General features: G+C 68.5%; 22 protein-coding genes. 13 read left to right on the top strand and 9 right to left on the bottom strand.

The window, feature by feature from the left end; translation table 11 throughout:
• Positions 1–722: 722 nt before the first annotated feature.
• Positions 723–1,151 carry a hypothetical protein gene (locus tag ABE85_RS11865; protein ID WP_067274407.1) on the bottom strand — a complete coding sequence of 143 codons (429 nt, stop codon included), beginning with the start codon at positions 1,149–1,151 and terminating at the stop codon, positions 723–725.
• A 228-nt stretch (positions 1,152–1,379) separates the two neighbouring features.
• Here ABE85_RS11865 and ABE85_RS11860 point away from each other — a divergent pair, with 228 nt between their 5' ends.
• Together ABE85_RS11860 and ABE85_RS11855 are read left to right on the top strand one after the other, a co-directional pair.
• Positions 1,380–2,264 (top strand): PIG-L deacetylase family protein, encoded by an 885-nt coding sequence (locus ABE85_RS11860; RefSeq protein WP_231993286.1) that lies wholly within the window; start codon positions 1,380–1,382, stop codon positions 2,262–2,264.
• Between the two features lie 102 nt (positions 2,265–2,366).
• Entirely contained in the window at positions 2,367–2,777 is a 411-nt protein-coding gene (locus tag ABE85_RS11855) for a hypothetical protein (protein ID WP_067274404.1), read from the top strand.
• 6 nt (positions 2,778–2,783) lie between these two features.
• On the opposite strand, the gene ABE85_RS11850 is transcribed toward ABE85_RS11855, so the two are convergent.
• Positions 2,784–5,342 (bottom strand): excinuclease ABC subunit UvrA, encoded by a 2,559-nt coding sequence (locus ABE85_RS11850; protein ID WP_067274401.1) that lies wholly within the window; start codon positions 5,340–5,342, stop codon positions 2,784–2,786.
• 220 nt (positions 5,343–5,562) lie between these two features.
• Between ABE85_RS11850 and ABE85_RS11845 the strand changes: the two genes are divergently transcribed.
• The 3 genes from ABE85_RS11845 (at position 5,563) to ABE85_RS11835 (ending at position 7,668) form a co-directional block, all read left to right on the top strand.
• Positions 5,563–6,669: a catalase family protein gene (locus ABE85_RS11845; RefSeq protein ID WP_067274397.1), complete on the top strand. Its 1,107-nt coding sequence runs from the start codon at positions 5,563–5,565 to the stop codon at positions 6,667–6,669.
• Between the two features lie 82 nt (positions 6,670–6,751).
• Positions 6,752–7,267 (top strand): pyridoxamine 5'-phosphate oxidase family protein, encoded by a 516-nt coding sequence (locus tag ABE85_RS11840; RefSeq protein ID WP_067274394.1) that lies wholly within the window; start codon positions 6,752–6,754, stop codon positions 7,265–7,267.
• 80 nt (positions 7,268–7,347) lie between these two features.
• On the top strand, positions 7,348–7,668 hold the full coding sequence (locus tag ABE85_RS11835) for a plasmid stabilization protein (RefSeq protein ID WP_067282530.1): 321 nt from the start codon (positions 7,348–7,350) through the stop codon (positions 7,666–7,668).
• Between the two features lie 92 nt (positions 7,669–7,760).
• On the opposite strand, the gene ABE85_RS11830 is transcribed toward ABE85_RS11835, so the two are convergent.
• Positions 7,761–8,093, bottom strand: a complete 333-nt coding sequence (locus tag ABE85_RS11830; RefSeq protein WP_067274392.1) for a DUF4148 domain-containing protein — start codon at positions 8,091–8,093, stop codon at positions 7,761–7,763.
• 177 nt (positions 8,094–8,270) lie between these two features.
• On the opposite strand from ABE85_RS11830, the gene ABE85_RS11825 reads away from it, so the two are divergent.
• Positions 8,271–8,783 (top strand): GNAT family N-acetyltransferase, encoded by a 513-nt coding sequence (locus tag ABE85_RS11825; protein ID WP_067274389.1) that lies wholly within the window; start codon positions 8,271–8,273, stop codon positions 8,781–8,783.
• Positions 8,784–8,900: 117 nt separating this feature from the next.
• Here the strand turns inward: ABE85_RS11825 and ABE85_RS11820 are convergent, their stop codons facing one another.
• From ABE85_RS11820 to ABE85_RS11800, 5 genes are all read right to left on the bottom strand, one after another.
• Positions 8,901–9,152 carry a hypothetical protein gene (locus ABE85_RS11820; protein ID WP_067274386.1) on the bottom strand — a complete coding sequence of 84 codons (252 nt, stop codon included), beginning with the start codon at positions 9,150–9,152 and terminating at the stop codon, positions 8,901–8,903.
• Between the two features lie 220 nt (positions 9,153–9,372).
• Positions 9,373–9,702, bottom strand: coding sequence for a DUF4148 domain-containing protein (locus ABE85_RS11815; protein WP_067274382.1), 330 nt, complete (start codon positions 9,700–9,702; stop codon positions 9,373–9,375).
• A 226-nt stretch (positions 9,703–9,928) separates the two neighbouring features.
• Positions 9,929–10,306 (bottom strand): VOC family protein, encoded by a 378-nt coding sequence (locus ABE85_RS11810; RefSeq protein WP_067274380.1) that lies wholly within the window; start codon positions 10,304–10,306, stop codon positions 9,929–9,931.
• Between the two features lie 92 nt (positions 10,307–10,398).
• Positions 10,399–11,394 carry a tripartite tricarboxylate transporter substrate binding protein gene (locus ABE85_RS11805; RefSeq protein WP_067274376.1) on the bottom strand — a complete coding sequence of 332 codons (996 nt, stop codon included), beginning with the start codon at positions 11,392–11,394 and terminating at the stop codon, positions 10,399–10,401.
• Positions 11,395–11,448: 54 nt separating this feature from the next.
• Positions 11,449–12,591, bottom strand: coding sequence for an L-talarate/galactarate dehydratase (locus ABE85_RS11800; protein WP_157522254.1), 1,143 nt, complete (start codon positions 12,589–12,591; stop codon positions 11,449–11,451).
• A 176-nt stretch (positions 12,592–12,767) separates the two neighbouring features.
• Here ABE85_RS11800 and ABE85_RS11795 point away from each other — a divergent pair, with 176 nt between their 5' ends.
• The 7 genes from ABE85_RS11795 to ABE85_RS27535 all read left to right on the top strand — a co-directional run bounded on the left by ABE85_RS11795 (position 12,768) and on the right by ABE85_RS27535 (position 19,456).
• The gene (locus ABE85_RS11795; RefSeq protein ID WP_067274369.1) at positions 12,768–13,778 is read left to right on the top strand and encodes a LacI family DNA-binding transcriptional regulator; all 1,011 of its coding nucleotides are present in this window, start codon (positions 12,768–12,770) and stop codon (positions 13,776–13,778) included.
• Between the two features lie 144 nt (positions 13,779–13,922).
• Complete coding sequence (locus ABE85_RS11790) at positions 13,923–16,139, top strand: TonB-dependent siderophore receptor (RefSeq protein ID WP_067274366.1); 2,217 nt, start codon at positions 13,923–13,925, stop codon at positions 16,137–16,139.
• A gap of 20 nt (positions 16,140–16,159) precedes the next feature.
• Positions 16,160–16,507, top strand: coding sequence for a DUF3649 domain-containing protein (locus tag ABE85_RS11785; protein ID WP_082938552.1), 348 nt, complete (start codon positions 16,160–16,162; stop codon positions 16,505–16,507).
• Complete coding sequence (locus tag ABE85_RS11780; protein ID WP_082938551.1) at positions 16,504–18,261, top strand: PepSY domain-containing protein; 1,758 nt, start codon at positions 16,504–16,506, stop codon at positions 18,259–18,261. The genes ABE85_RS11785 and ABE85_RS11780 overlap by 4 nt, the downstream gene beginning before the upstream one ends.
• Positions 18,261–18,551: a DUF3325 domain-containing protein gene (locus ABE85_RS11775; protein WP_067274362.1), complete on the top strand. Its 291-nt coding sequence runs from the start codon at positions 18,261–18,263 to the stop codon at positions 18,549–18,551. The genes ABE85_RS11780 and ABE85_RS11775 overlap by 1 nt, the downstream gene beginning before the upstream one ends.
• Positions 18,552–18,736: 185 nt before the next feature.
• The gene (locus tag ABE85_RS11770; RefSeq protein ID WP_067274360.1) at positions 18,737–19,114 is read left to right on the top strand and encodes a response regulator transcription factor; all 378 of its coding nucleotides are present in this window, start codon (positions 18,737–18,739) and stop codon (positions 19,112–19,114) included.
• Positions 19,115–19,288: 174 nt separating this feature from the next.
• The gene (locus ABE85_RS27535) at positions 19,289–19,456 is read left to right on the top strand and encodes a hypothetical protein (RefSeq protein ID WP_157522251.1); all 168 of its coding nucleotides are present in this window, start codon (positions 19,289–19,291) and stop codon (positions 19,454–19,456) included.
• On the opposite strand, the gene ABE85_RS11765 is transcribed toward ABE85_RS27535, so the two are convergent.
• The gene (locus tag ABE85_RS11765) at positions 19,453–20,880 is read right to left on the bottom strand and encodes a PepSY domain-containing protein (RefSeq protein WP_067274356.1); all 1,428 of its coding nucleotides are present in this window, start codon (positions 20,878–20,880) and stop codon (positions 19,453–19,455) included. The genes ABE85_RS27535 and ABE85_RS11765 overlap by 4 nt on opposite strands.
• Between the last annotated feature and the right edge of the window lie 32 nt (positions 20,881–20,912).

The raw sequence follows: 20,912 nt of genomic DNA, 5'->3' as shown, positions 1-20,912 counted from the left end.
GGCATTGCGTCTTGCATTGCATATCTGGCACGTTGACGCGCTGGTCATGGCGCTTAACATGCCCACTTTGCGCTTGAGAGCAAGGAGGGGGTGCCAATGGCAGTGTTCTGCGGCGACATCGAAAGAAGGACGCGCTTCAAATTGAGCCGTTCCGCTCTTGCGCTCTGCTCATTGTTTTTGATCGCCGCTATCACGTCACGGGCGCGAGCCGACGCGCCACCTCCGAACAATTGGGTGTGGATCGACGTCAACGTCCAAACATGCTCGGCTGTCACTTTTACGGCTCCGCGAGACACCCCTCACTATGTGGTTGAGCGCAAGCATCGGACTGCCGTCATAGCGGGAACTGTCGTCCGTTCCGGTTTCGATGGCCCAGCTATTAATCCGCGGGACGAGGCGCAGCGATCAACAGCGCTTCCCGTCCCAAAGTCGTCCGTCACCTACGCGCTCCGCGAATGGGACGACAGAGTCTGCGGGCAGATCGGCGTAGGTGTGAGGAGGTTTCGTTTTACGTATGACTGCGACGCGGGACCCTCCCAAGGACGATGCTTTACGCCGTTTCCACTGGTTGAACCAGATTCAGGGCCGCCGCGATAACCGCGTTTGGCCGCTATGGGCGTCATGGAACGTTCTCTCCATCGTCGTCGCCACAAGCGCGTCCGGAATAGATTGTTAGTATCAGTGGTGTTGATTTTGCCGATGTAGTCCATCGGCACCCGCTGTTACGTCTCCTGAGGAACGAAATGCAGCAACCTTCCCGGTTGAAGATCGCGATTCCGTTCACCACGGCGGTCGGCCTCTGTTTGCTGCTTGCTTGGAAAGTGCTTTTCGTCGGAGAAGACGAAGGCATGGAAATTGATGTGCCGCCGCCTCAGTTCTTTCCGGGAAGCTCTGGACCCGGCGACATGGTTGCGGCGCCTCCCGTCCCACGCAATCTTCCGATTCGCGTGACTGTCGTTGAGAAGGCGAGTCCGGACAACGCGGGGCGCTAAGGCCATGGCCGGGAAAGCATCGAGCGTGTAGGTGTAGAGCTGGGTCGCGGCATTAAAGCTGACGGTGCCGGCCACCGCGGGAACGGATGGCGCGGTCGAGTTCGAACTCGCCGCGAGCGTGGCCAACATGAAACCGGCGATGCGCAGGAATCTATTCATGCGCTCCCCAGAAGTGCCGGTGAGGCGCGCAGCGTTTGACTTTAAAAGCCGAGCGTGTGAACTCAAGCTGCGCCGACGGCTCCGACGCTGTTGAGCGGTACACGCTGTCCCCGGACACAAACCGTTTCACGACCCTGGCAGGCCCTTTGCCTCTGTTCCTCCGCCAGCCCTTGGCGATCGACTGACGATCGCCCGGGATACCGAAAACCTGGAAGGAACCGCCACGCCATGGACGCTCTGATGCATCGACGCCCGTTCCGTACCGTGAACGAGGGCATGTCCGCCGGTCTCGCCTCCGGCGAGCCGCTGTTGCGCTCGCCGTCCGATCGCCGCCTCGACGGCGAGGGCACGCCCGAATGGGCCTGGCGCCAATGGCAGCCGCTGTGGGGCGCGCCGCTGACCTCGCTCGATGAGCTGGTGCCTGAAGGCCGTCGCGCCGTCGTCGTCGCGCCGCATCCCGATGACGAGGTCCTCGGCTGCGGGGGCCTGCTGTCGCTGCTGGTGACGCGCCACCGGGCGAGCCTCCCCCCCGATCGAGCCTTCACGCCGCCCGTGGAGCTGGTGGCCGTGACCGACGGCGAAGCCAGCCATCCCGGCTCGCCACGCTGGACGCCGCAGCGGCTCGCCGTGCAGCGCCGTCACGAGCGCGCGTCAGGCCTGCGGCGCCTCGGCCTGCATGTGCCGGTTCATTCGCTCTGCGTGCCGGACGGGCACGTGGCGGAGCACGAGGATGACCTCGTGCTCGAGTTGTGCCGCCGTCTGCGGCCGGACGACGTCGTCCTGACGTCGTGGCGCCTGGACGGCCATCCGGATCATGAGGCGACCGGCCGCGCCTGCGCTCGCGCCGCGCTGTTGACCGGCGCCTCGCTCGTCGAGCTGCCGATCTGGGCGTGGCACTGGGCGCGTCCCGGCGATGCCGCCGTGCCCTGGCATCTGATGCGGCGTCTGCCGCTCAACGCCCGGGCGTTGCAAGACAAGCGCACCGCGCTGGCCGCGCATCGCAGCCAGTTGCTCGCCGACGAGGACCGTCCGCCCGCCCTGTCCGCCGAGGCGGTGAACCGCCTGCTGCGGCCCTTCGAATTCATGCTGCTGCCCGAGCTGGTCCACCAGTGAACCACCGGTGAACGGGGCGCCGCGCATTGCCGCGGCGCAGCATGACAAGGCCAGGGACCGGGGCGTAGCATCGAGATTCCTCGGACTCATGCGTCCCCCGTCATGTCCGTCTGGCAATTCGATCTCGCCTTTGCACAAGGCGGCGCGGCGGCATCGTGGTTGCCGGCCTCGCGCTCCGATGTCATGCACTACCTCGCCTCGCGCGTCGGTCCGAGCACGCCGATGCTCGAAGGCTGGCGCTACTTCGGCAACGAAGCGGGCAACTGCATCGACATGGTCTCCGACCCCGATGGCCGCTACGAACTGCACGCGCGCCTGGACGCCTGCGCGAGCGAGACCGACCACTTCATCGAGGTCGTCTGCGACGTCGCCCACGCGCTGGGTTGCGAGTTCTTCAGCGAGGAGCTGTCCGCGCTCGTGCGACCCAGTTCGCGTGAGTTGAAGGCGGCGCTGCAGCGCTCCAGCGCATGGCAGTTCGCGCTGGATCCCGAAGGCTTCCAGCCGAGTCGATGATCAGCGTCAGCGCTCGCTGTCGATCGCCGCTTTCAGATGCGGGGCCGTGCGCGAGTCCGCGCTGGCGGCCACCTCGTCCGGCGTTCCCGCGACCACGACCCGACCGCCGTCGCCGCCCGCGCCGGGACCGAGGTCGATGACCCAATCCGCGGCGGCGACCACGCGCATCTCGTGCTCGACGACCACGACCGTGTGGCCCGCGTCGACGAGATCGCGCAGCTGCACCATCAGCTTGTCGACGTCGGACGGATGCAGGCCCGTGGTGGGCTCGTCCAGCACGTAGAGCGTGTGGCCGCGCTGCGTGCGCTGCAGCTCGGTGACGAGCTTGATGCGCTGCGCCTCGCCGCCGGACAGCTCGGTCGCCGGCTGGCCCAGCCGCAGATAGCCCAGGCCGATGCCCTTCAGCAGCCCCAGCGGTCGCGCGAGCGCGGGTTCCTCAGCGAAGAACTCGAACGCGGCATCCACCGTCATGCCGAGCACCTCCGCGATGCTGCGATCGCGGTAACGGATCTTCAGCGTGGCCTCGTTGTAGCGCGCGCCGTGGCAGGCGGGGCAGGGCGCGAAGACGCTGGGCATGAACAGCAACTCGACGCTGACGAAGCCTTCGCCCTCGCAGGTCTCGCAGCGGCCCTTGGCGACGTTGAAGGAGAAGCGCCCCGCGTCGAACTTGCGCGTGCGCGCGGCCGGCGTCGCGGCGAAGAGCTTGCGCACGTGATCGAACAACCCCGTGTAGGTCGCGAGGTTGGAGCGCGGCGTGCGGCCGATCGGCTTCTGATCGACCTGCACCAGCCGGCGGATCGTGTCGGCGCCGCTGGCGATCCGGCCGCCGGTGGCCGCCTGGAGGTCGGCGCTGATATCGGCATCCTCTTCATCCTCGGTCGACGCGGGCTCGTGCCCGAGGTGCGCGCCGACCAGGTCCACCAGCGCGCGGCTCACGAGCGACGACTTGCCGGAGCCCGACACGCCCGTCACCGCCGTGAACACGCCGAGCGGGAATGCGGCGTCGACATCGACGAGGTTGTTCTGCGTGATGCCTTCGAGGCGCAGCCAGTCCTTCGGCGCACGGCGCGCGTGCTTGCGCCCGGATCGGCCCTCCGCGTCGGCGCCATCGGGGAAGAGGTAATCGGCGGTGCGCGATTCCGCGAGGCCTCGCAGTCCGTCCGGCGGACCGCTGTACAGCACGCGGCCGCCGAGTTCTCCGGCGGCCGGCCCAACGTCGACGATCCAGTCCGCCGCGCGCATGAGGGTCAGGTCGTGCTCGACGACGTAGACCGAATTCCCCGCCGCCTTCAGCGATCGCAGCGAGGCGAGCAGCGATTCGCTGTCGGCCGGATGCAGTCCCGCGGACGGCTCGTCGAGCACATAGACGACGCCGAAGAGGTTGGAGCAGATCTGCGTGGCCAGCCGCAGCCGCTGGAGCTCGCCGGGCGACACGGACGGTGTCGCGCGGTCCAGCGACAGATGGCCGAGTCCGAGCGACAGCAGCGGACGCAACCGCATCAGCACGTCGTCGACCAGCCGCCGGGCGGCGAGGCGCTTCTCCTCGCTGAGCCCGTCGGTGGCGGCGTCGCCGAGGTGGTCCGCCAGCTGCGCCAGCGGGAACTGCGACAGCGCGCCGATGTCCAGTCCGCCGAAGGTGACGGACAGGGCCTCGCGCTTGAGCCGCTTGCCGTCGCAGACCGGGCAGGCGCCGCCGATCATGTAGCGCGACACGCGGCGCTTCATCAGCGCGCTCTGCGTGGTCGCGAAGGTGTGCATCACGTAGCGCCGCGCGCTGCTGAAGGTGCCCTGGTAGCTGGGCTCCATCTTGCGGCGCAGCGCATCCCTGGTCTCCGCGGGCGTGAAGCCGGCGTAGACGGGCGCGGTGGGCTGCTCGTCGGTGAACAGGATCCAGTCGCGCGTCTTGCGCGGCAGCTCGCGCCAGGGCTTGTCGACGTCGATGCCCAGCGTGACCAGGATGTCGCGCAGGTTCTGGCCATGCCAGGCGGGCGGCCAGGCGGCGACGGCGCGGTCGCGGATGGTGAGCGTGTCGTCGGGCACCATCGAGGCCTCGGTGACCTCGTACACGCGTCCCAGCCCGTGGCAATGCGGGCAGGCGCCCTGCGGCGTGTTGGGGGAGAAGTCCTCGGCGTACAGCATCGGCTGCTTCGCCGGATAGCGGCCGGCGCGCGAATACAGCATGCGCAGCAGCGACGACAGCCCGGTCACGCTGCCCACGGACGAACGCGCGCTCGGCGTGCCGCGCTGCTGCTGCAGCGCGACGGCGGGCGGCAGGCCGTCGATCGAATCGACGGCGGGCACGCCGACCTGGTCGATGAGCCGTCGCGCGTACGGCGCCACTGATTCGAAATAGCGCCGCTGCGCTTCCGCGTAGATCGTGCCGAAGGCGAGGGAGGACTTGCCGGAACCCGACACGCCGCTGAAGACCACGAGCGCGTCGCGCGGCACGTCCACGTCGACGTTCTTGAGGTTGTGCTCGCGCGCGCCGCGGACCTGCACGAAGGCGGAGCGTCCGGGGCGTTCACCGATGGCATCGTCGATCGGCGTCGGCGTCGGTGCGGGCATTGGCGATGGGGAAGGCTGCGGAGCAGGGGCAGGGCGTTTGGCCAAGACGGAACCTCGGGTGATCTGCGCGACGCGCGCTGGAACGACGGGATGGCGGGGGCGAAGTATCGGTCGGTGTGAGTGAGCAGCAAGCTGGATGCCTACGGAAACTGGCGTGGATACCCGCCTGGGCACGGGCATGGCCGTTGCCTTTGGAGGGCTCCACTTCAGAGCCGTCGCCATGAACCTTTCTACCGATGTGATGCCCGTGCGTTTCGAGTCCGCGCTCGAACGCGAGGAGCCCAGCGAAGCGACGACCATCGCCGAGCTGGTGAAGACCTTCGTCGGCATGGCCCGGACCGTGGCCGACACCGAAGGCCACGCCTTCCGCGCCGTGCATGCGAAGGGCCAGGGGCTGCTGCGCGGCGAACTCACCGTGGCGGACGGACTGCCGGAAATCTTCGCGCAGGGCCTGTTCGCCGGGCCCGGCGTCTACGCGGCGCTGATGCGACTGTCCGCGCCGCCGGCGGAGCAACTGACCGATGACGTGTCGACGCCGCGCGCGGTCGCGCTCAAGATCCTCGGCGTTCCCGGCGATCGCCTGCCGGACGCGTTGGGTCCGGACGCGCAGGACTTCCTCATGGTCAACGGGCCGGCGTTCTCCCGACCCGATCCGCGCGGCTTCCTGAAGGACGTGAAGATGCTGGCCGCCACGACGGAGAAGTCGCCGCGAGGCAAGGAAGTGCTGTCGGCGGTGTTGCGGGGGGCGGAGCACGCGTTGGAGGCGATCGGCGGTGAGAGCGGCAAGCTCAAGTCGCTCGGCGGCCACCCGAAGGTGCATCCGCTCGGGGAGACCTACTTCTCGCAGACGCCCTACCTGTTCGGACCGTACGTGGCGAAGTTCTCGCTGGCCCCGCTGTCACCCGCGTTGACCGCGCTGAAGGGCGCGGCGCTGGAGACCGACGGGGACGATGCGCAACGCGAGACCATCGCGCAGTTCTTCGCCGCGCAGACCGAGCCGGTCGAGTGGGCGTTGCGCGTGCAGCTCTGCGTGAACACCGACGAGATGCCCATCGAGGATGCCTCCGTCGAATGGGACGAAGAGATGAGCCCCTGGGTGCAGGTGGCGACGCTCTCGCTGGCGTCGCAGCACAGCTGGCAGGGCGACACGACGCAGGCCGAAGAGGACGCGCTGGCCTTCAGCCCGTGGAACGGCCTCGCCGCGCATCGCCCGCTGGGCGGCGTGAACCGCGCGCGCAAGATCGTCATGGCGGCCTCTCGCGAGTTCCGGTCGTCGTTCAACCGATGCCCGATCCACGATCCGGTGCGAGGCAACGGCGCGGCTTGAACGCATGAGCGGGGCGGGGCAGGCCGGGAGCGGGGCTTGCTGTTGAGAAGGGAAACCTTCCACCTCTTTCAAGGAGCAACCCATGACCGACAAGCCCCTCTCCGATACCGAGCGACGCGAGAAGCTCTGGGATCTCATCAAGGACGTCAAGGTCGGACTGTTCACGACCCACCATACGAACGGGCATCTGCACTCGCGCCCGATGACGCTGCAGAACAAGGACCTCGACGAGGGTGAATCGCTGTGGTTCTTCATGTCCCGCAGCGGGGAGCCCTACAGCGACATCGTGTCGTCGTCGCAGGTGAACGTCGGCTTCGCCGATCGGAGCGAGGACACCTACGTCTCCGTGTCCGGCACCGCGGAGCTCAACGAGGATCGCGCCAAGCGCCAGGAGCTCTGGAACAAGGCCGCAGAGGCCTGGTTCACCAAGGGCATCGACGATCCCGACCTGGCGGTGGTGCGCGTGCGCATCAGCCACGCCAGCTACTGGGACGTGAAGGCGTCCAAGCTGACGCAGCTCTACGCGATGGCGAAGGCGGCGGTGACCGGCAAGCCGCCCACCGGCCTGGCCGAGACCGGCGAAGTGCGCATGAAGTGAGGCGGTGACGGGTCTGGCGGATCCTCCTGGGGATCAGCCGGCGCTCTCCATTGCTGATCGACGACCCACTGGAGATCATCATGCCCAGAGGCGACAAGTCGTCCTACACGGACAAGCAGAAGCGGCAGGCCGAGCACATCGAGAGCGGCTACGAGGATCGCGGCGTCCCCAAGGCCGAAGCGGAGAAGCGCGCCTGGGCCACGGTCAACAAGGAAACCGGCGGCGGAAAGAAATCCGGCTCCGGACGCGGCCAGCCCGAGAACCATGAGCCCTCCCGCAAGGGCGGGCGCCTGGGCGGCAAGGCCGCGGCCAGCCGCACGGCGGCGGAGCGCTCAGCCTCCGCGAAGAAGGCCGCGGCGACGCGCAAGCGCAATGCGGCCGCGCGCGCTGGTCATCACTGACGACTGGTCTGTCAATCGTCACAAGCGAAAACGCCGGCAGGATCGAGGTCCTGTCGGCGCTCATCGTTCCGGGCTTCGCAGCCCGAGCGATTTCAGCGGGCTGCGACACCTTCGGTGGCGGCGCCCTGGTTGGCTTCCTTGGCTGCGTAGCGCTGCACCAGCGCGGCGTAGGTCGGCGAAGCCTTCAGCTCAGCGTAACGGGCTTGCGCCTTGGCGCGTTGGCCGATGCTCAGGTCGAAGTCCTCGGTGCGGTCGACGGCGGCCAGGCCGGACTCGCGATAGATCTCCAGATCGGCCAGCACTTCAGCGCGGCTCTTCTGGCTCTGCGTGATCGGGTCGAGGTGGCTGTAGCTCTGAGCGAAGGCCGGCACGGCGGCGGCGGACAGGGCGATCAGGGCAGTGGCGATCAGGGTCTTGGCGGTCATGATGGTTTCCTTTGAGAGAGCGTTGGATCGGGGTGTCTGTTGTCTTGGCCGGCTTCGTTTGCCGATGACTGAAGGTTAGATGCGGACCCTGTTGGGATAAACGGGTTGCGCCGCAATGCCTCGTTGTGGTGGCCGCAATAATCCTGGCCACCGTCGACGCTTGAGAGTTCCCGATCCATGCAGACTGCCCGCCTCACTCTTGCCCCGCTCGTCGATGCCGACATCGATGAACTGGCGGGTCTGCTCTGGGATGAACGTGTCTACGAACACATCGGCGGTCTGCCTTCAGGCGCCGACCTGGTGGCGCTCGGGCTGCGGCGTGCTCTGGCAGGTCCTCCAGCCGGACGGACGTCGGAGCGGTGGCTCAACTACGCCGTGAGACTTCGCGCGGACCGTCGACTGATCGGACGGCTGGAAGCGACGGTGCACGACGGGATCGCGGAAGTGGCCTTCCTGCTGGCCCCGCTGCACTGGGGCCATGGTTTCGCCCAGGAGGGACTGGGCTGGCTGCATGACGAGTTGTCGCGCGTCGCCCCGCAGTCGCCATGCTGGGCCACGACCCTGCCGGCCAATGTGCGAAGCAGCCGGCTGTTGATCGCATGCGGCTACGAGGAGGTCGATCCGGCCACGGCGCCCGACCTGATGACCTACGACGCGGGCGACCGGGTCTTCCTGCGCGCCGGTGCCTGATCAAGGACCGGCGGCTCAGAATGCAGAACGCCTGGCATCAGCCAGGCGTCTTGCGTGAGCGAACCGGTCGTTATCAGTCCGTGTATCGCTCCACCGAAACAGCGCGACCTGTGGCGTTCATTCGGCCGAGGCGACTTGCGTGTCGGCGGCGTCGGCGCTGCGGCGGCCCGTGATGTAGACGGTGGGCAGCTGTTCGCGCTTCACGGTGATCACCACCGGATCCAGCGTGACGATCGAGGCACGCATCTCGCGTTGACCTTGTGCATGAGCGATACCCAGGCCCAGGGCCAGCGCCGCGATGGCACCGAAGGCGACGGCCTTGACAGTGGTGCTGGTGGCGGAAGTGATGCTGAGGCGGGTGGCGTTCATGTCGTTCTCCTGAAGGCGTTTGCTGTGTCGATGGAGTCAGTGTCGTCATCGGAACCCCGCCTTTCGAGCGCCTGGCGACGAACCTTCACCGCGGCGGCGTGAACTGCATGCGCGGCGGATGAACCGTTGGGCCCGAAGCCTCAAAAGGCGAAGCGCCGACAGGACCCGAAGTCCTGCCGGCGCTTTGGGGCCGGGGAGACAGGAGAGGCGGGGAGGCTGCTCAACGAGCGGACACACCTTCAGTCGTCGAACCCTTGGCGTCCTTCGCCGCGAAGCGCTGGACCAGCGCGGCATACGTCGGCGAGGACTTCAGCTCGGCGTAGCGGGCTTGGGCCTTGGCGCGCTGACCGGCGCTCAGGTCGAAGTCTTCGGTGCGGTCTACTGCGGCGAGGCCGGACTCGCGATAGATCTCCAGATCGGCCAGCACTTCAGCGCGGCTCTTCTGGCTTTGCGTGATCGGATCGAGGTGGCTGTAGCTCTGCGCGAAGGCCGGCACGGCGGCGGCGGACAGAGCGATCAGGGCGGTGGCGATCAGGGTCTTGGCGGTCATGATGGGTTTCCTTTGAGAGAGCGTTGGATCGGGGTGTCTGGGGTCTGGGGCCGGCTTCGTTTGCCGATGACTGAAGGTTAGGTGCGGGCCCGGATCGCATAAATGGCCCAGACGCGAATGGGTTGTTGTGTCGCTCGCAACAATCACGACCCTCTGCAGCGCCCCAATGCAAAGCGCCCGGCAGGGCCGGGCGCTTTGTCTGGAGCGGGCAGAAGTCGATGCGACGTCAGGCGGCGCCCTTGAAGACGGCCTCGATGCGGTGCCCGTCGGGATCGATGAGGAAGGAGGCGTAGTAGGTGGCGCCGTAGTCCGGTCGCAGGCCCGGGGCGCCGTTGTCCGTACCGGCGATCGCCAGCGCGTCCGCATGGAAGGCATCGACCGCCGCGCGGCTGGGCGCCGCGAAGGCCAGATGGAAGCCGGGCCCCGGCGCGACGACCGGCGAGCGCAGCTTGAGGCAGAACAGGTCCTTGTCGTCCTCGAGCCCGTAGCCGATGGCCTCGTCGTCCTCGAAGACGCGGCGATAACCCAGGGCACCGAACGCGGCGTCGTAGAACCTGCCGCTGACCTCCAATGAACTCGCCGGGAATGAGATGTGATGAAGCATGAAGATCCTCCGTGGAATGCGGAACGCCCGGCGTGACCGGGCGTTTTCATCGGGGAGCGAGTCTAGGGCTTTGCGTCCCTGGGCGTCGCTCGTCAATCGATGCTGATTTTCCCCTGCTCGATCACCTGCTTCCAGCGCGCGAATTCGGCGGACTGGAACGCGGTGAACTGCTCCGGCGTGTTGCCCACGATCTCGAAGCCCAGCTCCAGCAGCTTGGGCTTGACCGCCGGATCGTTCAGGCTCTCGACGACGGCGCTGCGCACCTTGGTCTTGATATCCGCCGGCAGCCCCTTGGGCGCGGCAACCGCCTGCCACGAGTAGACCGTCACGCCCTTGTGGCCGAGCTCCTCCATCGTGGGCACGTCCGGCAGCAGCGGCGAGCGCTTGGCGCTCGTGATGGCCAGCGCGCGCATCTTGCCGGCCTTGATGTGGGGCAGGGCGGTGTTGATGTTCATGAAGGTGGTGTCGACCTGACCCCCGAGCAGGTCGGTGATCGCCGGCGCGCCGCCCTTGTAGGGCACGTGGGTGGCGGTGGTGCCGGTCTCCTGCCAGAACAGCGCCGCGGTGAGATGGTCCGAGGTGCCGGGCCCCGCAGAGGCGAAGGTCATCTGCCCGGGATTGGCCTTCATGAAGGCGATCACGTCGGCCAGGGTCTTGAAGCGCGAGCCCGACGGCACCGCCAGGACGTTGGGCGCCTGCACGGCGATGGTGATGTAGTCGAAGTCCTTGAGCGGGTCGTAGCCCGCGGTCTTCGTCAGGTGCGGTCCGATGACGAACGGACCGAGCGAGGACACGAACAGCGTGTAGCCGTCGGGCACTGCGCGCTTGGCCGCCGCCGCGCCGATCATGCCGCCGGCGCCGGCTTTGTTGTCGACGACGAAGGTGCCGCCCAGCTTCTCCTGCAGCTTCACGCCGAGCGTGCGCGCGACCATGTCCGTGGAACCGCCGGGCGGGAAGGGCACGAGCAGCGTGACCGGACGCGCCGGCCAGGTCTGCGCAAGCGCAGTGTTCATCGACAAGGCGCTCAGCAGGGCGAGCGCGACGCCCGCTTTCAAGGCGCGGGTGAGGGGGCGAAGGGATCGGATCATCGTTGTCTCCTGGTGTCGTTGTGTAGGCGATGGATCGGGTCGTGTTGAAATGGATCAGGGGCGCTTGCCCACCTCCACCTGTTCACGCGTCCACACGCGCGCCTGCTCGCTCAGGCTCAGGCCGAGCCCCGGCCGGTCTGGCACGAGCATCCGGCCGCCGGCGATCTCCAGGCGCTCGTTGAACAGCGGTTCGAGCCAGTCGAAGTGCTCGACCCAGGGCTCGGTCGGATAGGTCGCCGCGAGGTGCACATGCAGCTCCATCGCGAAGTGGGGCGCGATCATCAGGCCCGCCTGTTCCGCCTGCGCGGCGATCTTCAGATACGGCGTGATGCCGCCGACGCGCGGCGCATCCGGCATCAGGTAGTCCGCGGCGCGGTGACGGATCAGGTCGCCGTGCTCCATCGCGCTGGTCAGCATCTCGCCGGTGGCGATCGGCGTGTCGAAGGTCGCCGCGAGCGCCGCGTGCCCCTCGTGGTCGTAGGCGTCGAGCGGTTCCTCGATCCACACGAGCCGCAGCGGCTCGAAGGTCCGGCACATGCGCTGCGCGGTTGGCCGGTCCCACTGCTGGTTGGCGTCGACCATCAGCGCCACGTTGTCGCCGAGGTGCCGCCGCACCGCGTCGACCCGCTTCAGGTCGAGCGCGCCGTCCGGCTGTCCGACTTTCAGCTTGATGCCGCCGATGCCACGCTCGATCGACGCCGACGCGTTGACCAGCAGTTGCTCCAGCGGCGTGTGCAGGAAGCCGCCCGAGGTGTTGTAGCAGGCGACCGAGTCGCGATACGCGCCCAGCAGCTTGGCCAGCGGCAGCCGCGCCCGACGCGCCTTCAGGTCGTAGAGCGCGACGTCGAACGCCCCGATCGCCTGCGTCGACAACCCGCTGCGTCCGACCGACGCGCCGGCCCAGCAGAGCTTGTTCCAGAGCTTGGCGATGTCGCTCGGATCCTCGCCGAGCAGCGCGGGTGCGATCTCCTTCGCGTGGGCGAACTGACCCGGTCCGCCGGCGCGCTTCGAGTAGCTGAATCCGAGTCCTTCGTGGCCGTCCCGCGTGACCACCTCGACGAACAGCAGCGCGATCTCGGTCATCGGCTTCTGCCGGCCGGTCAGCACCTTGGCGTCGCTGATCGGCGTGGCCAGCGGGAGGTAGCACGACGAGAGCCGGAGCCACTCGATGCGGTCGTTGGAGGCGATACCTGGCATGATTGTTAACGTTAACATTCAGGTGAATGAAAAGGCGCTGAAAGACTGGGCAGTCATTGCCCGTGGCTGTTCAGCGCCGCGATGATCGATGGTAACGGTAACATTACCGGGTTTGCAAGATTCCATTGGCAAAGCCGGGACAATCGCCGCGCCACCCCTTCGACCCGCCCTCATCGATGCCGCCTGTCCGCCCCGGCGCTGGAGCCGTGACCCTGCATGACGTTGCCGCCGCGGCGGGCGTGTCGCTGATGACCGCATCCCGTGCGCTGCGCACGCCGGAGGTGGTGTCCGCCGCCACGCGCGAGAAGGTGATGCAGGCGGTCGCGCAGACGGGCTACATCCCCAACCTGCTGGCGGGCGGGCTGAAGTCGCGGCGCAGCATGACGGTGGCGGCGTTGGTGCCGGTGATCTCGGTGCCGCAGTTCCTGCCCACGATCCAGGTCTTGACCGAGCAACTCGATCGCGCGGGGTACCAGGTCTTGCTCGGCCAGACCGGCTACGACCACGCGCGGGAGGAAGCGCTGTTGAACACGATGATCGGCCGACGCGTCGACGGCATCGTGGTGGCGGGACTGCTGCAGCATGGCGACACCGCGCGCCGTCTGGCGCGGCTGGGCGTGCCGGTCGTGGAGACCTGGGACATGACCGAACGGCCGCTCGACACGGTCGTCGGCTTCTCGCATGTGCAGGTGGGCGCCGCGGTGGCAGGCCACTTCATGGCGCGAGGGTGGACCCGCGTGGGCCTGGCCACCGGAGGCGATCAGCGCGCAGGACAGCGGCGTGCCGGCTTTCTCTCGGTGATCGGCAAGGATGTCCCCACCGCCGTCACCGAGGTGCCGGCGGGCGTGCCGCACGGACGACGTGCCCTGTCGACCTTGCTGGCGCAGGCGCCGGACCTGCGCGCCGTGTTCTGCAGCTCTGACGGCATGGCCGAAGGCGTGTTGACCGAGGCCCTGGCGCGCGGGCTGCGCGTGCCCGAGGATCTGGCGGTGATCGGCTTCGGCGGCGCGGAGTTCTCTGCCTTCCTGCACCCGTCCTTGTCGACGGTCCACATCGACGGCGCCGAGATCGGCCGCCGCGCGGCCGACGTGCTCATCGCCCGCGGCCGGGGGGAGGCTTCCGGTCCGGCGATCGTCGACATCGGCTTCCAACTGGTGCTGCGGGGCTCGACGGGCGACGCCGCGTAGCCCGACAACCTCGACGGTCTCGAGGCTTGACGGAAAGGGTGGTACCGCTGCCACCGCTTCCATCAATCGCACGGGCATTCACGACGTTCACATGCTGCGCCTCTATGATGAGAAGAATTCTCATTTGCAACAATGCCGTCGCCCATGTCCATCCGATCTGATCTGCCCGTTGTCCTGACGCCGCTGTCCGCAGCCCTGAAATCGCTGCTGGGCGCCAGCCTGGCCGTCGGCGCCGCCGGCGTGATGGCTCAGACCGCCGAGGCACCCGCCGCTCCGGCCAAGGCCGCTTCCGCCGTCTCGACGTCGTCGACCTCGTCGAACACCGCGCTGGGCAAGGTCACCGTGCAGGGCAAGGCCGAGCGCCAGAAGGCCGGCCTGGGTTCGCGCGGCAGCGTCGGCATCCTGGGTTCGCAGGACGCGATGGACATCCCGTTCAGCACGCTGAACTACACCGAGCAGCTGATGCGCGACCAGCAGTCGCGCACGCTGGCCGACGTGCTGCAGAACGACGCCTCGGTGCGCGTGATGACGGCCGCGCAGGGCTTCGGCGAGGACTTCCAGATCCGCGGCTTCCCCGTGCCCAGCGGCGACGTGGGCTTCAACGGCCTGTTCGGCCTCGCGTCGGCCAACCGCATGCCGGCGGAAGTCATGGAACGCGTCGAGGTCCTGAAGGGCCCGAACGCCATGGTCAACGGCATGCCGCCCGGCGGCAGCGTCGGCGGCAGCATCAACGTGATCCCCAAGCGCGCCGGCGACCAGAACCTGACGCGCCTGACCACCAGCTTCGCCAGCGGCGATCAGCTCGGCGTGGCGGTCGACGTGGGCCGCCGCTTCGGCGAGAAGAAGGAGTGGGGCGTCCGCTTCAACGGCAGCTACCGCGACGGCGAGGCCAGCATCGATGACGGCAACGCGCGTCAGCGCTTCGCCGCCCTGGCGCTGGACTTCCGCGGCACGCAGCTGCGCTGGACCACGGACGTCTTCAAGCAGCACGAGAACATCCGCGGCTTCCGCTCGCAGCCGGCCTTCGTGACCGGGCTGACGCGCCTGCCGAAGACGCCCGATCCGCGCAAGAACATCTACGGCCCCGACGCCGCGCTGGCGATCGACGACGAGATGTTCGCGACGAAGTTCGAGTACGACGTCAACGACCGCGTGACCGTCTGGGCCGGCGCCGGCTGGCGCGACAGTTGGTCCATGCAGGACTTCCCGACCGCGAGCACGCGGGCCGACGCCAACGGCGACTTCCGCCTGATCGGCGCCTGGTACGACGCCTACTTCCAGACCAGGAGCGCCGACGCCGGCGCCCGGGCCCGCTTCGAGACGGCCGGCATCGGCCACTCGGTGTCGGTCGGCATCAGCCGGCTGGAACAGGAGACCGGCTTCTTCTACCTCGCCAATCCGGCCTCGACCTCGGTGCCGTCCAACATCTACAACCCGGTGGCCATGCCGGCGGTGATCGGGGTGCGCGGAGCGCCGACGAAGTCCTCGGACACGCGTCTTTCGGGCGTGGCGATCGCCGACACGCTGTCCTTCCTGAACGAGCGCCTGCTCGTCACCGTCGGCCTGCGCGACCAGACCGCCGAGCTCACCGCCTATCCCAAGACGGCGACCAACTACTACAACAAGAGCAATCTCTCGCGACTGGGCGGCGTCGTCTTCAAGGCGACCGAGGACCTGTCGGTCTATGCCAACTACGCCGAAGGCCTGACGCGCGGCGCCATCGCGCCGACCAATTCCACCATCGTCAATCCCGGCGAGGCGCTGCCGCCTTTCGTCTCCAAGCAGATCGAGGCGGGCGTGAAGAAGGACTGGGGCAGCTTCCTGACCTCGCTCAGCGTCTACCAGATCAAGAAGGCGAACTCGATCAACGTGCCCGTGCCCGGCACCGCCCTGTTCCGCTTCGCCGCGGACGGCGAGCAGCGCAACCGCGGCGTGAAGCTGTCGGCGCAGGGCGAGGTCATCCGCAGCGTCCGCTGGCTGGCCAGCGCGTCCTACACCGACGCCAAGCAGCAGCGCACCGCCGGCGGCACCTTCGACGGCAAGGACGCCACCGGCGTGGCCGACAAGACCGCGAGCGTCGGCGCCGACTGGGACGTGCCGTACCTGCCGGGCCTGGGCATCAACGGCCGCGTGATCTACACGTCCTCGGGCTGGATCGACAACGCCAACACGCTGGCCGTGCCCGCGTGGACGCGCGCCGACATCGGCGCCCGCTACACCACCAAGATCGCCGGCGTGCCGACGGTCCTGCGCGCCAACATCGACAACGTGTTCGACCGCCACTACTGGCTGCTCAGCGGCTCGTACGCGACCGTGGCCACCGGCCGCACCGTGGTGCTGTCCGCGTCGTTCGACTTCTGAGCCAGGGCAGGAGCGCAGCGATGAACGCCGTCAGCGCCCCATCGGGCCGCACCTCCCGGATCGCCGTCGCGGCGATCCGTGTCCTGGGCGTGCTGCCCTTGATCTCGCGCATCGTCGCGGCGATCGGTGGCGGCTACGTGCTCGCCGCGCTGCTCAGCGTCGCGGTGCTCGCGCTGCCGGTGAGCCGGCCGCAGGCCGTCATCGGCGGCATGCTGGGCAGCTTCGCGATCTACGCCGGCGCGGTCGTCTGGGCCTTCGCGGTGCGCAGCGCCACGCGGGCCTGGGTCGGCCTGATCGTCGCCGCGCTGCCTCTGCTGCCTTTCGCCTGGTCCGTGTGGACCGCCGCCGTTCCCTCCGCCTCGCCATGACCGACGACGTTTCCTCCGACGCGCCCTCCGATGCGCCCTCCGGCAAGACCGCGCCGCAAGCGCGCGGCATCCGGCAGACCATGTCGGACCTGCACATCTGGACCGGCCTGCTGCTGGGCTGGTTCCTGTTCGCGATGTTCCTCACCGGCACCGTCAGCTACTTCAAGGAGGAGCTGTCGCAGTGGATGCGGCCCGAGATCGCGCATCAGGCCGTGACGCCGGAGCCGGCCGTCGTGGCGGGCCGCATCGCCCAGGAGCTGGAGACGATGGCTGCGGGCACCTCGCAGTGGAGCCTGCGCCTGACCGACGACCGCCACAGCGTGGCCGATGCCTTCTGGCGCCTGCCGGCCAAGGAGGGCGCGCGACGCGCGTTCAAGTCCGCGGTCTTCGATCCGCAGACGGGAGAGAAGGTCGACGCGCGCGAGACGCTGGGCGGCGAGTTCTTCTACCGCTTCCACTTCCAGTTCCACTACATGCCGGTGCTGTGGGGCCGCTGGCTCGCGGGGCTGGCGGCGATGTTCATGCTGGTGGCCATCGTCAGCGGCGTGATCACGCACAAGAAGATCTTCACCGACTTCTTCACGTTCCGCTGGGGCAAGGGCCAGCGCTCGTGGCTGGACGCGCACAACGCGCTGTCGGTGTTCGGGCTGCCCTTCCACCTGATGATCACGTACACCGGCCTGGTGACGCTGATGGCGCTGTACATGCCGTGGGGCGAGCAGGCCGGCATCAACACGCCGGCGCTGAAGAAGCAGCTGACCTCCGAGCTCAACGCCTTCATCCAGCCCGGCAAGCCGGCGGGCGAGGCGGCGCCGCTGGCGTCCGTCGAGGCGATGGTGCGCGAGGCCGAGCAGCGCTGGGGCGCGGGCAACGTCGCGCGCGTCACCGCGACGAATCCGGGCGACGCCTCGGCGCGCGTGGCGATCACGCGCGGTGAAGGCGGCCGCGTGTCGATGAGCCCGCAGTACCTGCTGTTCGACGGCGTCTCCGGCCAGCTGCTCGAAGACCGCAGCGGCGTCGGCGCCGCGGCCGAGACGCGCGGCGTGATGGTCGGGCTGCACCTGGGCCGCTTCGGCGACGGCCCCACGCGCTGGCTGTACTTCATCGTCAGTCTCGCGGGCACGGCGATGGTCGGCAGCGGGCTGGTGATGTGGACCGTCAAGCGCCGCCAGAAGCTGCCCGATCCGGACAGGCCGTACATCGGCTTCATGGTGGTGGAGCGGCTGAACATCGCCGCCATCGCGGGCCTGCCGCTGGCGATGAGCGGCATGCTGTGGGCCAACCGGCTGCTGCCGCTGGGCCTGGACAAGCGCGGGGAATGGGAAGTCCACGTGATGTTCATCGTCTGGGCGGTGACGCTGCTGCATGCGCTGGTCCGGCCGGCGAAGCGCGCGTGGATCGAGCTCTTCTGGCTGGGCGCCGCGTCGCTGGCGCTGCTGCCCGTGGGCAACGCGCTGACGACGGACCGTCCGCTGTGGCGCAGCCTCTGGCAGGGCGATTGGGCTTTCGCGGCCGTCGAGCTGATGTTCTGGGCCTTCGCGGCGCTGCTGGCCTACCTGGCGATCCGGACGGCGCGCCATGTGCCGAAAGGCAAGGCCGTGCCGAAGGCGAAACGCGCATCGCCGTCCGCAGAGGGTGCGTCATCGGTGAAGTCATCGGCGAGGGCGTCAGTCAAGGCGTCGCGCCTGCCACCGCCGCCGCCTTCCGGCGAAGCCGGCATGGCGCTGCGTTCAGGCGGGGAGGGCGCGCGGTGATGCACGTCCTCAGCCTGTTGATCTGCCTGGCCGCCTTCACGGCGCTCGCGATGGCGACGGACCGCGCGCAATCGGACGTGCTCGGCCGCGAGCTGCCCGCGGGCCAGTCCCGCGTGCTCCGCACCGCGGGCTGGGCGCTGCTGCTGGCGAGCCTCGCGATCGTCGTGAGCGTGCAGGGCTGGGGCCTGGGCCTCGTCAGCTACAGCGGCCACACCAGCCTCGCGGCGGGCGTCGTGTTCCTCGTCCTGATCGTGCAGCAGCGGCGCAAGGTTCAGCGGCGCCGGCGTTGATCCGTCCTCTTGAACCGGCGGCGCGCAGCGGCCGTGGTCCTTTCGGGGTGTGCGGGAATCCCATCCGTCTGTAGTCCTTTGCCTGACCCGCTGTCGGCCAGCGTCCCCACCCCGGCTGGGGGCCGTCCAGCCTCGAAAAACAGTCACCCGTGACCCATCATTGAGTCATTCCAGGGAGACAAAAAATGAAGGTTGCACTGATTGAAGACAACGCGCTGCTCCGACGCCTGATGGTGTCGCGCCTGCAGTCCGAAGCGTCCATCACCGTGGTGGGCCAGGCCTCCAGCGAGAACGCCGCGATCAGCACGATCGCGCTGAGCGCGCCGGACGTGGTGCTGGTGGACCTGAGCATCGACGGCGGTTCCGGCCTGGGCGTGATCGAACGCTTGCGCGCCGCGCGCTTCCGCGGCCGCATCCTGGTGCTGAGCTCGGAAGACCGCTCGGCCTACGAGGCCCGCGTGCTGTCCTGCGGCGCGGACGGCTTCTACGACAAGGCCTGCGACTTCGAGCGCCTCGTCGGCGAGCTCTGCACGCTGTCCAACAGCGCGTGGATGGCGGATTGATTCGCGACGGCGCCGGACGCCTTCGGCGCCTTCCTTGGGGGCAGTAGAGTTCAGGTCCTTTCCCAGGACCCTGGCCATGTCCCACGACCTCAGCTTCAGCGGCACCGGTCCCGGTGCGCAGACCCAGGACGGCTGTTCAGTCGAGCTCTACCGCCGCGCACGCTGCGCGTGCGCATGACCTTGAAGTACTCGATGGGTGACGACGCGTGGACGCATTCGTTCGCCGTCGTGCCGATGGACGAGCCGGCGATCGCGCAGCTGCTGCATGAGGCGGGCTTCGCCCCACCTGAAGCGCTCGACGGGAAGCGCGAGTGGTTAGAAGCCCGACGCGCCCGGGACTAGAGCCCGAAGCGCTCATGCCAGCGACTGGGCACCACGGCGTCGATGACGAGTGCCGCGATCATGGAGGCACCGAGCAGCGGATAGAGCGCGCCCAGCGCAGCGGCGACGACGATCGCCCCGATGGCCGCGCGATCACCTGCCCGGCGCGGCGGCGCCGCGAGCCGGCCGCGGGGGCGACGCTTCCACCACATCACGACGGCGGAGACGGCCAGACCCACGATGGACAGGCAGCCCGCGAGCATCACGAGCTGGTTCAGCCAGCCGAACTGCCGACCCGTGTGGAGCTGGATGCCCCACTCGACCGCCCGGCCGACGACGCCATAGTCCCGATAGCCGACGTCGGCCAGCACCCGCCCCGTGTACCGGTCCAGATGGACCACGCGCTGTTGCACGACGTCATCCGGCATGGACATGGCCGTGTAGACGCCTTTGGGCCCGACGGGCAGGCTCACGGGCGTGCCCGGCGGCAGCCCCTGGACCTCGAAGACGCGAATCGCCTGATTCAATCCGAACGGCACGACCGCAGGACCTGCCTCGGGGGCGGATGACTCGCCATGCTTCGCGCCTGAGTGGGCGGCATGATCGGCGGCGGTCGTCGCGGCGTCATGGCCCGTGTGTCCCTCCGATTCAGGCAGAGCCGCCTGCACCAGCGTCCAGGGCGTGTCGCCCAGGCTGGACAAGGGCGGCGTCGAGGCGGGCTTGCCCCAGAGGTCCTTCGGCAATCCGACGCCCCAGTCGTTGGTCAGGCGCCCGAACTGCTTGCCCCAGTACGCCGACCAGGGCATGCCCGTGACGGCGAGGAACAGGATCGCCACGGCGGCCGCCGCGCCGGTCACCGCGTGAAGATCCCGCCACCAGGTGCGTTGCGATGGACGCCCTCGCACGGTAAGGACGCCGCCTGACCGGCCACGCGGCCACCAGAGGAACAGACCTGACACCACCAGCACGATGGCCCAGCCTGCGACGATCTCGACCGCGTAATTCGCGGCCGGTCCGGCGAGCGCCAGCGAGTGCAGCCGCTTGACCACCTCCATCAGCTTGCGGTCGTCCCGCTGCTGACCCAGCACGCGCCCACTCGCCGGGTCCAGATAGACCGTGACGACGCCCGCGTCGGTGCGCACACCCACCTCGGCGCTCCGGTCCGATGCGACCGGCGCGACGAAGCGCATCGCCGTGCCGGGTTGCGCGGCGAGCGCGCGCCGCACCAGCGACTCGCCGTCCAACCCGGGGCTCGACGTCGGAGGGACGAAGCGCCACCCCGCATCGATGCGCGATTCGATGGCGTCCTTGTAGAGGTACAGGGCGCCGGTGATGGCCATCAGCGCGAGGATCGGCAGGCAGATCAGACCAGCGTAGAAGTGCCATCGCCAGACGCGTCGATACAGCGACGAATCCGGCATGGCTGAAGCGGGCGTGGGCGACATGCGGGCTCCGGAAGTGGGCGGTCAGGGAGGCC

It is taken from the genome of Mitsuaria sp. 7 (assembly GCF_001653795.1).
Taxonomy (GTDB): Bacteria; Pseudomonadota; Gammaproteobacteria; order Burkholderiales; family Burkholderiaceae_C; genus Roseateles.
The sequence above is the reverse complement of the archived record's forward strand: the minus strand, read 5'-3'. Positions and strand labels throughout refer to the sequence as shown.